Below are 13,951 nucleotides of genomic sequence, written 5' to 3'. Positions count from 1 at the left end.
CGCTAATCGCACACTAATCCATTCATCGTTGCTCCTGCTGGGAATGACTTTCGTGCTTTTTAGTACGGAAGGATTGGCAGACGACTTGGCTCGGGAACGAACCGAACTCCAATTGCTTGGCGAATTAACGACGGTCCCCATGGTTCAATCCGCCGCTGGGTCTACTTCGACTGAGAACCTGAAAACGTCCGCTTGGTTTGTAAATCACAATAGTGGTGAACTTGTCGTGACTTCGGACGATCAAGAAACCAAGCCGTTTGCTACTCCCGCGACAAGTGCCGGCAGTGACAGTCGCCCCAAACCCAACGTGGTGTTGTTGCTGACCGACGACCTGGGTTGGCAGGACGTCAAGTGTTATGACATCGACGAGCCGTCGCCGATGGAAACGCCGAACATTGATGCGTTGGCCAAAAAGGGCGTGATGTTCTGGCAAGCGTACGCGCCCTCGCCAACGTGTGCACCATCACGTTGCGCGATCATGAGTGGCAATCATCCGGCCCGCGCTCAGAAAACGCACGTCGTCGGAGGCGGGCCGCCAACGCCTTACAACCGATCCGCGTTCCGCATGATGCCGCCTTGGTACAGCGGGCGAATGCCAGAAAACGAAGTCACGTTGGCCCGCGTGTTGCAAAGCAACGGCTACGTCACCGGTCATTGTGGCAAATGGCACATGGCTATCAATCACAATGCGTTTCCTCAGCCAACGGACCAAGGGTTTCAGTGGTCGCGGCACAGTCTGGGGACGACCGAGCGGATGCGTCCCCATCGCCTGACTGGCTTTGCAACACGCGACGAGAACGATCCGCATCGTTTGGATGAGAATGGTTTTCCCTATCACCAAAACAGTGAAGACGCGATCGAGTTCATTCGCGAGCATAAAGATAAGCCATTCTTTCTGTACTATGCCACTTGGTTGGTGCATGCACCGATTCATACGCGCAGCGAGCAGTTGCTCGACAAGTACTGCAAAAAGCTAGGCGTCCAGCGTCCCGCAAAACCCGAGGAGTGGCTGGGCGAAGGACAAACCAATCCTTTCTACTGTGCCATGGTCGAACAGTTGGATCATTACGTTGGCCAGCTCTTCGATTACCTGGAAACCAACGAAGATCCTCGCTGGCCCGGGCACAAGCTGAGTGAAAACACCTTTATCATTTTCACGTCGGACAACGGCGGAATGGAAAGACATCCCGGCGAGATCATCACGGACAACTATCCACTGGATCGTGGCAAGATATCCGCCATGGAAGGCGGGACACGCGTGCCGCTGATCATCGCCGGTCCAGGTATCCAGGCCGGTGTACAGTCTGATGTGATGGTCAATGGACTCGACTTTTATCCAACCGTCCTGTCGTTAGTTGGCGTACAAAAGCCAAAAGACAAACAGCTAGATGGCTGTGACTTGGCTCCGTTGCTACTGGAGAACCCCGCCGACGCTTCGCTGGTTCGCCAGTCGGACGGATCCGTTCGTAACACGATGATGTGGCACTTCCCTCACAGCGTCGCACTCGAAAGCACGATTCGAGTCGGCGATTACAAACTGGTGCGTAATTACGATCATGTGGGCAGCCCGAATACGCCTGAACTTGAGTTGTTCCGACTTTACGAATCTACAAACGGCAAGCAGGTCCGGGTCGACATCGAGGAAGCCAAGAACCTGGCGACATCGATGCCGGAAATGGCGAAAGAACTGAATCAGCGACTCACGCAAATACTAACCGAAATGAATGCCAGTTATCCGTACTACAATCCGGCCGTCAAGCAAAATATTCCGCACAAGGAGGAAGTTCCGACGGTTGTCTCTCATCATCAAAAGGGCGATGTCGTCGAATTCACGTACCACGAGAACGGTGCCCGTGTGGTGCGAGCAAACTTGATCTACACGACCAATGGCGGCGACAAGGATGAAGAATGGTTCCGACAGGACGCCGAAATAGTCCCAGGCGAGAAAGCGATGGCTCGTTTGCCGACAGGGACAACACATTACTTCATCAACTTGATCGACGAAAACAATTTTCTGACCAGCTTTCCGACGCCAATCGATATGTTGACCAAGAACAAATCCAAAGCGAACTACTCCGAGGACGCTTTAACCAATCAACCGGAGACAAGCATCCGATGAAGATCACAACCCAGGCCTTTGAAGCAGCTACGCTCGCCAGAGAATTGAAAGCTGCATCGCTCCACCTTCTGGCAAAGGCAGCTACGATTTACATGCAAATCACTGCACGTAGCTGCCGGCGCTGTAACGCAGGCTCAGGGAGAAGTCTATGTCATGTCCTCACAAGTGGGATATGACATTGGCGATCCCATGCGGGTCATGATCCGCGGCATCGGTTCACGGTACCGCGGCAGCCCGTCAAAGATCCCGGGCTCAATCTGCAACGGTTTCTCCGCCAGCAAGCAGTTCCAAATAGCCCCTATCACCGCTGAAAACGACAAGCCGGATTTCTTCGACGGCGAAGGCTACATCGCTCACAGCCTGCCTTATCTGGCGGGCCTGGCTCGACTGGAGGCCGATCGAAATCGTAACAAGCATACTGAACCAAGCCGGAATTGGACCGCTTGGCCCCGGAAGCAGTGCGCTTTTAGCCACGGTAGTGGCGACAGCGTGTAGCCTGGGGCGTCAGCCCTGCTGATTACCCAATAGTTTTTTAATCTTCTCCAACATCAGCTCTGTTTTGGCACGCGATTTGCGCCATTTATTTCCTATTTTAACGCGATAGGAGATCAATTGATGAATGCGATTCCGACCACCATTGAACAAGAATTTAACACAATCGACTTCGGGCACAAAAGCCGAAACGATCGATCCAAAGCGATTCTCAAGGCACTCTTCGCCAACCCTCAAGAGAGTATCAACGCAGCCTGCGACAAATGGAAGGATGCCAAAGGAGCCTATCGGTTCCTGCAAAACTCGCAGGTCGATAGCGACGAGATTCTCAGCGCTCACCGGCGAGCGACAATTCAGCGAATCAAGTTTCAGAAGGTTGTCTGCGTGGCCCAAGACACGACCGAATTGGACTTTGGCAATCACGCCCCCGACGATGTGCGTTGCCTCAATCAAGCAGAAAGGAGAGGGCTCTACGACCATAGCTCCGTTGTCTTTACCCCTGAAAAATTATGCCTGGGAGTGCTCGATGTCGACTTCTTTGATCGTAGCGAAGAGAGCTTGGGCAATGCAGCAGAGCGAAAGACAGATCCCATCGAAGACAAGGAAAGTTTTCGATGGCTCCAAGGCTATCGGCGTTGCTGCCAGTTGGCATCCCAGTGCCCCCAGACGCAAATTGTTTCGTTGGCTGACCGCGAAGGTGACATCTATGACATCTTCGTCGAAGCTGAAAAACACGAATGCCCTGCGGACTTCGTCATCCGTAGCAAACAAGTCCGCAGCTTGCCTGAAAAAGACGAACAAGCGGGCGGCAATACCTACAAGAAGATGCGCGAGGAAGTCGAAAACTCTAACCTCGTCACGACGCGGCAGATCGAACTACCGGCCACCGCGAAGCGCGCCGCCCGAACAGCCACTCTGGAAATCCGGGCGATTCGCACAAAAGTAAAACCTCCCCATGCAAGATCGGCTCTTCCCGAAGTGACGCTCAGCGTGGTACTTGTGCAAGAGGTCGGCGGTCCGGGCGACGGAACCGATCTGAACTGGCTGCTGTTGAGTTCACTTCCGATTGACGACTACCAGGATGTTCTGCGAATCGTGGATTACTACGTTGCGCGGTGGCCAGTGGAAATGTTTTTCAGAGTCTACAAATCGGGCTGCCGCGTCGAGGACATCATGCTGGAAACGAAAAGCAGATTGATTCGCGCGTTGATGTTTTACAAAGTGGTCGCGTGGCGGATCCTGTTTGTCACGTTCCTTGGACGAGAATGCCCTGAGTTGCCCAGTGATGTCGTGTTCAGCGAAGCGGAGTGGAAGTCGGTATGGAAAATCGTTGAGGAAACCGAACCACCCAAATCAGCCCCAGAACTCTCGCAGTTCATCCCGATGCTTGCTCAGTTAGGTGGCTACAATCGACGCAAACATGATGGGCCACCGGGGATGGAAACGATTTGGCGCGGAACTCGCCGAATGATGGACTTCGCGTTGGCATGGCGATCCTTCGGACCGCCCGTCTCAGCTGAACATTAAAAATTGGGTAATCAGCAGGGCGTCAGCCCCAGGAAAACTAATACCACTGATTGATGAAGCCCCGGAAGGGGCGACAGATCGCGAAACATTTGATCTCTGTCGCCCCTCTGGGGCTTGGGGGATGATTGATTCGGAAAACCTGGGGCTTACGCCCCAGGCTACTTGCTGCCGTGCCTACCGGCACTAAGAGAAAACGCAACTTCAAAACTCACGGTTCGGGTTACCAAGCGAGGCCCAGAGAATATTGGAAACCATTTGCGAAACGAAGAAAGCAATGATTGGAAGGACTGAATGATGATGAATTTGAGAATAACAATTTGGTTGGTTCTGTTGGGAGCGATGGCAAGTTTCGCTTCGGCGGAGCAGCCGCCTAACGTGGTATTAATCTATGCCGATGATCTCGGCTACGGCGACGTGGGCTGCTACGGCGCCACCAAGGTACAGACGCCAAACATCGACAAGCTCGCCGCTGAGGGCCGCCGTTTTACCGACGCGCATTCTCCCTCCGCCGTGTGTACGCCTTCGCGCTATGGCCTGCTGACCGGTGAATATCCGATGCGCAAAAATATCTGGGGACCGTGCAGCCCGACGAAGAATCTGCTGATTGATACCAACAAAATGACGATTGCGTCGCTGTTGAAACAGAAGGGATACCACACATCGTGCTTCGGAAAATGGCACCTTGGGTTTGGCGAGAAGATCGCCGATTACGCGAAACCGTTGCGTCCCGGTCCGTTGGAATTGGGCTTTGATTATTATTTCGGCGTACCGGTGGTGAACAGTGCGCCGCCGTATGTCTTTGTTGAAAATGATACGGTGGTCGGTATGACCGCAGACGATCCGATTGTCTATTTAGGTAGAAAGGCCGGTGAAAAAGCAACCCCGATCACCCCACTGACCAGAGAACATGGTGCGCGAGTCGGAAATTGGTTTGGCGGTGCGAAAGCGGCGCATAAGCTTTACAACGACTTCGAGTTGGGCACCGAGTTGGCCAAACGAGCTACGGAATGGATCGGGGAGCGCGGGGATGATCCGTTCTTCATGTATCTGGCAACGACCAATATTCACCACCCGTTTACGCCGCATCCGCGTTTTCAGGGAACGAGCCAGTGCGGGCTGTATGGTGACTTCATTCATGAGCTGGACTGGATTGTCGGCGAAGTGGTCAACTCGCTGGAAGCGAAAGGCGTGGCGGATAATACCCTGATTATCTTTACCAGTGATAACGGCGGCATGTTCAATCATGGTGGGCAGCATGCCTTCAAAGATGGGCATCGTCAGAACGGCGATCTGCTGGGCTTCAAATTCGGCGTATGGGAAGGCGGACACCGTATTCCGTTCATTGCTAAGTGGCCGGGCAAAATCCATCCGAACACCGTATCCGACCAATTGATCAGCAATCTGGATATGCTGGCTACTTTGGCAGCCATCACTGGGCAGGACGTTGAGCCGGCGCAACTGGCGGACAGTGTTAACATCTTGCCAGCCTTGGTGACGGACACCGAAACTCCGGTGCGCGACCATTTGGTTTTGCTTCCGCGCTATGCCACGCATGTTTCCGTGCGCAAAGGCAAGTGGATGTATATCCCGAAACAGGGAGCCGGCGGATTTACAAAAGACCCAGGTGAGCATGCCGCGGGTGGCGCAATTTGCGCGGCGTATGTCGGCAACGTGAATAGCGATTTTGACGCCAGTGGCAAGTACAAGCCGGATTCCCCAACAGCGCAGCTCTATGATTTGGAAGCCGACGTCAACCAGACCAGGAACCTGTACACATCCCATCCCGAAGTGGTGCAGCAGATGGCAGCCCTGTTGAAGACCTATCGATCACAGAGCAAGCGGGGACAACCATGACGTTTAAGACCAATACGAACTCCGAATGCAACTCGCCAACCTGCGGTTGCCTGACTGATACCTCTCGTCGCCAGTTCTTGGTGACCGCCGGGACGTTTGTGGGCGGTCTCGCTGCTGGCCCGTTGCTGGCCGACGGCAGCAGGCAAAGTTATGCGGATCTGATCAAGGCACATCCGTCACTGCGCGGGTATTGGGCTTTCGAGGGCGATCTGTCCGACACCACGGGCAAGGCTGTTGGCAAAGCGAGTGGCGGCATGTCTTATGTGGGCGGAGCTGTCGATGGAAAGGCGTTGAGTCTGGTGCCGAAAGCGCCGGTGGTCGTTCAGAACACGAAGGATCTGGACAGTCGATCCGCGACGCTTCAGTTGTTCTTCAAGCTTGATGCCGCTCCGAAGGATGATGAAGATGTGGTGATCATCGCCCAGGCTGCGGGTGATAAGCTCAGGTACAAGGTTGGGATCAAGCACGACCTTTCGGTGCTGACTTACGAGCAGGATTTGATACCGACAAGCGTTCATCTGCCGACCGACAAGCCGATCGAGGTGGGACGTTGGTATCACCTGGCGATTACCAGCAACATGCTGGATCTCAGAATCTATTTGGATGGCCAAGAGTGTTCGCTGGTCGGCGGGGCATTCGACTTTACCCATAAACGATCGCTGAAAAATGTGAAAGAGACGTTGCCGATGATCTTCGGGGCATCCGCTCCTGACGGGCAGGTCGCGGCACCGATCAGCCTCGACGAAGTGGTCTACTTCGCGAACGCGATTTCAATCGAGGAGATCCGGACGCAACTCAAGGTAGCCGGATGGGACGCTCGCATGCAGGAAACCGGCATGATCGCCGGGCGCGTCAATGCGAAGCGTCAGACGCACCGCGCGGAAAAGCTCAACGACATGCTGAATGACCCCGTGCTGTTTGAGCGCGGGCAAACCCGCGTGTATGAGGGCGAGCACCTCGGGGCGATCTCCTTTCCGGTCGGGAAACCGAATGTGTGGCTGCATAACGAAGAGCCGCAGGGCAAGATCCGGTTCGCCGAGGCGCATCAGCGGCTTACCGATGCGACGATCGAATTCATGAAGCGGCAACGGGCCGATGACAAGCCGTTCTTCATCTACCTCTCGCACTACCTGGTGCATGGCCCCTGGTCGCCCAACAAGGAGTTTTGCACTGCGGACGAGTGGGCCTCTGTCCAAAAGAGAAAAGGTGGCATGAACCCTCAAGCTCTGCCAGCGATGGTGCGTGAACTGGACCACCATGTCGGGCTCGTTCTGGCGGCGCTAAAAGAATTGGAAATCGAGAACGAGACGTTGGTGATCTTCGCGTCTGACAATGGTCCCTGGTTGCCAGCCGGTTCAGCACTGCGATTGTCCGAAGGGAAGTACAGCACCATGGAGGGCGGACACCGAGTGCCAGCGATGATGCGTTGGCCAGAGCGGATTCCGGCGGGACAGGTCAACGATGAAATGGTCTCGGCTTTGGATATCCTGCCGACGATTGCTGCCGTCAGCGGTGTGACGGTGCCAACGGATCGTAAGTATGACGGCTTTGATTTGATGCCGCTTCTCAGTGGAGAAGCCAACAAGAGCCAGCGTGAGGATTTCGTCTACTACAACGGCTTAACCCTCGAAGCCGTTCGCCGTGGAGCATGAAAGTTGCACTTGCCGCGTCAGGCCGCCAATCGGGTCTATTGGGCAAAGAACAAAGGCCAGTATAAAAATTTGGACCACGCGGTGCTCAATGATCTGGACGACGATATTTCTGAAAAACACGATCTAGCGAAGACGCACGCGGAGCAGACAGAGGAGCTACAACGGTTGGCAACGGATACACGGCGTGAGTTGGGCGATTGGAACATGGACGGAGCCGATCGCCCCGAGTCGGCGTACCCGGGTGACCTCAACAATCCAAATGGAGCGTTCAGGAAGGGGAAGCAGCCAAAAGAAAAGAAAACAATGAGAAGTCACTCACCAAGAATCGAGAACGAAATGATGAACCGAACTTGCCGGGGAGCATTGAGGTGAAAATGAATTTGAGGCACTACCTGTTATTCGTGGTTGCGATCCTCGGTTTTCACGGACTCTGTGTCGCGCAAGCGAATGCGGATACAACTCATTCGTCAGGCACTAGGCAGGCAAACTCAGGGCAGGCAAAACCCAATTTCGTTATCATCTTAACGGATGACCAGGGATACGGTGACTTGGGTTGTTACGGCAGCAAAGATGTGATCACGCCGCGCATTGACCGGATGGCAGAGGAAGGCGCGAGACTGACCAGTTTCTACATGGCCGCGCCTTATTGCACGCCTTCTCGTGCGGCCTTGATGACCGGCAGTTATCCCATTCGCGTTGGCATGGCAGGCGGGGTAAATCTGGCAGCGGACCCCAAAGGTTTGAATCCGGCGGAAGTTACGATTGCGGAGGTGATGAAATCGGCGGGATATCAAACCGGCATGTTTGGCAAATGGCACTTGGGGGACCAGCCTGAGTTCCTGCCGACACGACAGGGATTTGATGAGTTTTTCGGACTCCCTTACAGCCATGACATCCATCCGTTTAACGACAAACCAAAACACAAGTTTCCTCCGTTGCCCTTGTTGGAAGGTGAGGAGGTGATTGAATTGGATCCGGATGCCGATTTTTTCACCAGGCGTTTTACGCAGCGCGCTGTAAAGTTCATCGAAAAGAATAAGGATCAACCATTCTTTTTGTATGTGGCCCATCCAATCCCGCACCGGCCTGTGCACTTCACGGATGCTTATCTGGAAGGGGTGTCCGATGAGGTGCGAGAAGCACTCGCTCAGGAAAAGGTAACCGGCAAGATCAACTACGCGGTTCGGGACAAACTCTACTTCCGCGGTGTGAATGAGATTGACTGGTCCGTTGGGAAGATCCTCGATGCGATCAAGGAACAGGGTATCGACGACAACACGCTTGTTATTTTCACTTCGGATAATGGACAGGCTCGGCCCCCGGTGGGTATCGGTTCTCCCGGCCCGTTAAAAGGATCCAAAGGCACGACTTGGGAGGGCGGTCTGCGTGTGCCGACCGTGATTCGCTGGCCTGGAAAGATCGCTCCTGGCTCCGACAATGATGAATTGCTGACGGCCATGGATTTGCTGCCGACCTTTGCCAATCTCGCAGGCGCCGAAATTCCGACCGATCGCAAGATCGACGGCAAGGACATCTGGCCGGTGTTGACGGAAGGCGCAGAGAGTCCGCACGAGGTGTTTTTCTATTACCGGGTGAATTCGCTGCAGGCCGTCCGCAGCGGCAAGTGGAAGTTACAGACTGGCGGACCGAGACAGCATGGGGGCGGAAAAGCACTGTTCAATCTGGCCGCCGATATCGGCGAGACGACCAACGTAGCAGCGCAGCACCCCGAGGTCGTCGAGCGACTTCGCGCCTATGCCAAAGCGTTGAACAAAGACCTGAAGCAAAACAGCCGACCTGCTGGCGTCGTGAAAAATCCGAAGCCACTGACAATGTCTGATTTCACGGCATCCGAAAGTGGCCATTGAATGGATGCCACTGAATGGATCATCGGACCGTATCCTAATGCGTTTTTCGGATGTCTTCGAAACACGGCAAAGCCTCAATTGGAAGGGGGACAATATGCCGGATTTTGGGGCTCCTTCTATCCTGATGGAAGAGTGCACATGTGCATCCTATTTTTCAGGCAATAGCCGGACCACCGTTGCACCCTCGTCGCTCTCGCGTCCATCAGCCCGTAAAGCGGTGACTTTGAGCGTCATCTGGTCGACCTGTGCCGGATCGGAGGCTTTGTAGACGAAATTGGTGTCAGCGATATCGGAGGCGATCAGCTCGTAGTCCGGGGCGTTGCCCACCGCGCGGTACAGCTTGTACGACGCCGCATCCGCGCTGCCGGTCCAGGAGAGTTCGACCTGATTGATCGTATCGTCTTTGCCGATCGCCAAGTTCGAGGGCGCGGCGACAGGAGTATAGGCCGGGATGTCCGTAACCACGTACGCCTGGCCCTTGGTGGTTTCGATGCTGACGCGGTCCGTGCCCTTGGCTGTGAAGTCTACCGTCTTCCCCTCCGAGGTTTCGATGACTGCTTTGGCGATGTTGGGGTACCTCAAGTCCAGGGTTCCGCCCGATTTGGACAGCACTTCTAGTCGATCGGCTTGACCGCCAGACCACTGCGCAGCGACCTCGAAATTGCCTCGCGCCAGGAGACCGCGGTACTTGCCCGTTTTCCAAGCTGCGGGTATCGCGTCCAACGGGGACACCACGTGGTCGTGACTTTGCAGTAGCATTTCCACGACTCCTGCCGTGGCACCGTAGTTCGCATCGGCCTGGAAGAGCGGGCCGCCCCGGTGATCGTTGAACAGGTTGTGCAGGTAGTTCAGCCCCAGCAAATCCTTGTAGTAAGTGTAAGCCTCTTCGCCGTCGTGTAGTCTGGCCCACATGGAGATCCGCTCCGCTCGCGACCATCCAATGGGTGACTTACGGGTGCGAAGAGTCAGGCTAACCTTCGCGGCATCGAGCCAAGCCGGCGTCGTGTCGTTGATCAATTGGCCCGGGTACACGCCGAGCAGCATAGAGGTGTGACGGTGGGTGGGGTCGCCGATCTCGCCGTAGTACTCCTCCTGACGAAACTCTTTTAGGTGCCCCGACTTTCCGATCTGGATCGGATCCAGCATCGGTAGCTGATTCTCGTAGATGGCCAGCCGGCTGTCGGAGCGACCTAGGATCTTGGCCGCCGTCAAAGTGTTGTGATGGTTTTCGTAGAACATCTGCTGGTCGAAAGTAGTACCGACCGTATCTCGGTGCTTTTGCTCGGGGGAAGAGGACGGCTCGGCCAAGAGAACGCCATCGACGTCTTTGACGAACCGGGAAACGAAGTTGGCCTGTTCGTAGATCACTGGATACACGGTGTCCGCCAGCAGGGACTCGTCGCGTGTGTAGTCGTAGTAGTCCCAGAACATCTGAGCGAGCCATGCTCCCGTGCCGAAGCCGGCAACGACCGACTTTGGCGGGACGTTGTAGGGATTGGTCCAGAACGGTCCAGACCAGCCATTGTCTCCGTTCGGGTCAAGCTGCGATGGGTTGAACTGCTTGATGTATTGATTGGCGTACAATCGCTGCCTGGGTACGAAGCTGTTGAAGTAGCCAACGTAAGACTCGAACAGCTCAGGCAGGTTGGCGGAAAAGGCCGGCGCGAAGGCCATCTGTATGTTCGTATCGGCCAGGTATTGAGACGCCCATGGCGGGTCTTTATAGACGTTCCAGATCCCCTGCAGATGGGGCGGGAGCGTGCCTTTCCTGGAAGAGCAGATCAGCATGTAGCGTCCGAACTGGAAGGCAAGTTCCTCGAGGTAGCGGCTGGACGCACCATCGGGATAGGCATCGACCAATTCATCGGTCGGGATCGCCGGTTCAGCAGCGCCGAGGTCAAGGCTCACACGGTCGTAAAGTTCGCTGTAGTCGGCCTGATGGCTTGCCCGCAATTCGTCATAGGACTTCGCGGACGCATCGGCTAGGTAGCGACTCACCTTGGCGTGGGGATGAGGAAAACCGGCGAGCTTTTCGGCGTTCTCCGTAGTCAGGAATATTTTGGGGTCGAGCTGGTAGTTGGTTCCGACCGCGATCAGAATCACCGCGCTGTCGGCATCCGAAACGGTGATAGCGCCCCGTGATCGGCGGTTGGCTGCTTTCATCGAGCCACCCTCGGGGATCACCTTGAACTGCCCCTCATACTTCACGCCAAAATAGCTCATGACGCCGGAAAGCGTGACCGTGTCGCCCTTCGCCACGACGGATCCAGACTTGCCGTCGCCCAAAAAAGGGATGGTCGGGCGCAGTGTGAATGACAACGTCCCGGGCTTCGATGCGTTCAAGCGGATCGCCATCACCTTGTCGGGGTAGCTGGTGAAGTACTCCCTCGAATACGCCACACCGTCCTGCTCGTATTTCACATGCGAGACGCCCTCGTTTAGGTTCAGCTCCCGCTCGTAGTTGTGGGCGTTGTTGTGGCCAAAGTCGATGTAGACCTCGGCAAAATTGTTCAGACCTCCGCGGTGCAGACCTCGACCTTCCGTCGAGTCGTACAGGCTGTTCTCGGTGATCTGGATTCGCTCGGTCGCCGTGCCGCCGAATACGTTGATACCCATGTAGCCATTGCCCATCGGGATCGAGCGGTCCGCCCAACCGTCATCGCTGTCCGGGGCAGGCTCGTCGTACCAGAGCCGCAGAGCCTTGCCAGGACTGTTTGCGACTAAACCGGAATTCGTCTCCGCAGCGAATGCCGTCGGAACAAGCTGCGTCCCTGTCAACGTTGAAGTCACCGCCACTAAAAACATGGCTGCTGTCATTAGGGGCATTTTTATATTCTTCATCTTGATGCTGAGTTTGAGGGATGGTGAGCAAGCGAGTGTGGGAACGACTGAGAATTCTTCGACGATCTAACTGACTTCGGGGACCGGCAAGACTTCAAATTCGCCAATTTCCATCGCCACGGCATTGGCATCCCCATAGGCCATCAGGCCCGCAGTCGAGCCAGGGCCAGACATCCGAAAACGCCCAGAGTTGTAAATGATAATGAGGTCGACGCCTCCCTTCTCGAGAAACTTGGCGCTGATCCCAGCGTCGGCGCCGGCAGCGATGATGGGCACGCCTCGATCAAACGTTGCATGCAAGCGATCGAGCACCTCGGTGCGTGTGTAAGGGTTTCCGATTCCGGTCCTGGAATTTGGCACGATGACCCACCATTCGCGTGAATTTGCTGAAGGAAGCGGAGAATAACCCTGAGGATTATGATTGATTTTGGCCCCAAGTCCATCGAGCAGATCCACTCGGATCTATGTAGAATGCACATGGCGATACCTCGACGCTTGCTCTGCCGACCAAGCGTCTACGAGAGAAATTCCCGCACCAAGCCATCCTCGCCGATGACAAAGTTGTTGAAAATGCGGCCCCAATACGCTTCGTTTGCGGGGGACGCGAAGACGATCACCGACAACCCCGGTCACGAACTCCCTATGCACCGTAATCCTCCAATCCGCGATCACCACATTTTGGGTGAAAGAACGGATGCCTTGGCGGTGCGGTGCAATGACAGGGACCAGCGTCAATGGATCGCGTCATCACCGGTCTCGCATTGCCTTGCTGACTTTGGCATCGCGCATTGCGGGATCATGAACGCGTTTCACCCCTTTGAGGTAATGAGAAGTGATCAGTCAGGCACGTTCTTTTTTGCCTGCTTGGAAGGAGTTGGGCAGGTCCTGATCGATGGCGAGTGGCGTACGGTCTCGGCGGGCCAAGCATGCGTGCAGCCACCGTTCATTCCAAACGCAATGAAAGCCGCTAATCGCGATGTGTGGAAGTTCTGTTGGGTACGATTTCAAGCAGCTTCCAAGCCTGGGCCTCCACTATCACTTCACGCGCCGGCTCTTGCGCCGCTGGATGCCCGCTCTCTCCGATGTGCAATCGAAGGTCTGCATTGTGAAGCGAGCGGGGCTGCTTCAACCCATGCCATGTTGAAATGGGCTGATATCGTTCACCAGTATTTTCGCGTGTTTGCAGAGCCGTTTCGTGAGCACACCCGTCTGATTCACGTCTGGAACCAAGTCGAATGTCATTTGGCGGATAACTGGACGCTCGATCAACTTGCGGAATTCGCGAATATGAGCAAGGAACATTTGCGACGACTTTGCACGCGTTCGCTTGGTCGCTCACCCATGCAACACGTGACTTACCTGCGTATGCACCGGGCAGCCGAAAGATTGATGACGACGGATGATTCAGTCACGCAAATTGCAGAGCAAGTTGGCTATGCCAATCCGTTTGCCTTTTCCGACGCCTTCAAACGCTGGCTGGGCTGCCGTCCGTCCAAATATCGTCATCCCAGAACAAACGAGTAAACTCCAGCCGAAGTGCCGATCCTGAGCAACCAAGAACAGGATTGGGATCGCCTTTCCGATGCGGAGAAAGGCCA

9 protein-coding genes are annotated in these 13,951 nt (G+C 55.2%); 7 read left to right on the top strand and 2 right to left on the bottom strand.

The window, feature by feature from the left end; translation table 11 throughout:
- Positions 1-52: 52 nt before the first annotated feature.
- The 6 genes from SH528x_RS28285 to SH528x_RS28260 all read left to right on the top strand — a co-directional run bounded on the left by SH528x_RS28285 (position 53) and on the right by SH528x_RS28260 (position 9,512).
- Positions 53-2,119, top strand: coding sequence for a sulfatase (locus SH528x_RS28285; protein WP_442506787.1), 2,067 nt, complete (start codon positions 53-55; stop codon positions 2,117-2,119).
- Between the two features lie 153 nt (positions 2,120-2,272).
- Complete coding sequence (locus tag SH528x_RS28280) at positions 2,273-2,614, top strand: hypothetical protein (RefSeq protein WP_442506786.1); 342 nt, start codon at positions 2,273-2,275, stop codon at positions 2,612-2,614.
- A gap of 120 nt (positions 2,615-2,734) precedes the next feature.
- On the top strand, positions 2,735-4,138 hold the full coding sequence (locus tag SH528x_RS28275; RefSeq protein WP_442506785.1) for an IS4 family transposase: 1,404 nt from the start codon (positions 2,735-2,737) through the stop codon (positions 4,136-4,138).
- A 297-nt stretch (positions 4,139-4,435) separates the two neighbouring features.
- Positions 4,436-5,992 carry a sulfatase family protein gene (locus tag SH528x_RS28270; protein WP_442512195.1) on the top strand — a complete coding sequence of 519 codons (1,557 nt, stop codon included), beginning with the start codon at positions 4,436-4,438 and terminating at the stop codon, positions 5,990-5,992.
- Between the two features lie 98 nt (positions 5,993-6,090).
- Positions 6,091-7,644 (top strand): sulfatase-like hydrolase/transferase, encoded by a 1,554-nt coding sequence (locus SH528x_RS28265; protein ID WP_442506784.1) that lies wholly within the window; start codon positions 6,091-6,093, stop codon positions 7,642-7,644.
- Between the two features lie 374 nt (positions 7,645-8,018).
- A complete protein-coding gene (locus SH528x_RS28260) occupies positions 8,019-9,512 on the top strand; it encodes a sulfatase family protein (RefSeq protein ID WP_442512194.1) in 1,494 nt (497 codons plus the stop codon).
- Positions 9,513-9,659: 147 nt separating this feature from the next.
- Here SH528x_RS28260 and SH528x_RS28255 read toward each other — a convergent pair whose 3' ends face one another.
- The gene (locus tag SH528x_RS28255) at positions 9,660-12,353 is read right to left on the bottom strand and encodes a glycosyl hydrolase family 95 catalytic domain-containing protein (protein WP_442506783.1); all 2,694 of its coding nucleotides are present in this window, start codon (positions 12,351-12,353) and stop codon (positions 9,660-9,662) included.
- Between the two features lie 66 nt (positions 12,354-12,419).
- Positions 12,420-12,713, bottom strand: coding sequence for a phosphoenolpyruvate hydrolase family protein (locus tag SH528x_RS28250; protein WP_442506782.1), 294 nt, complete (start codon positions 12,711-12,713; stop codon positions 12,420-12,422).
- Positions 12,714-12,905: 192 nt separating this feature from the next.
- On the opposite strand from SH528x_RS28250, the gene SH528x_RS28245 reads away from it, so the two are divergent.
- Positions 12,906-13,877 (top strand): AraC family transcriptional regulator, encoded by a 972-nt coding sequence (locus SH528x_RS28245; RefSeq protein WP_442506781.1) that lies wholly within the window; start codon positions 12,906-12,908, stop codon positions 13,875-13,877.
- Positions 13,878-13,951: the final 74 nt, after the last annotated feature.

The sequence above is a fragment of the Novipirellula methanifontis genome, from assembly GCF_052161655.1.
Taxonomy (GTDB): Bacteria; Planctomycetota; Planctomycetia; order Pirellulales; family Pirellulaceae; genus Novipirellula.
The sequence above is the reverse complement of the archived record's forward strand: the minus strand, read 5'-3'. Positions and strand labels throughout refer to the sequence as shown.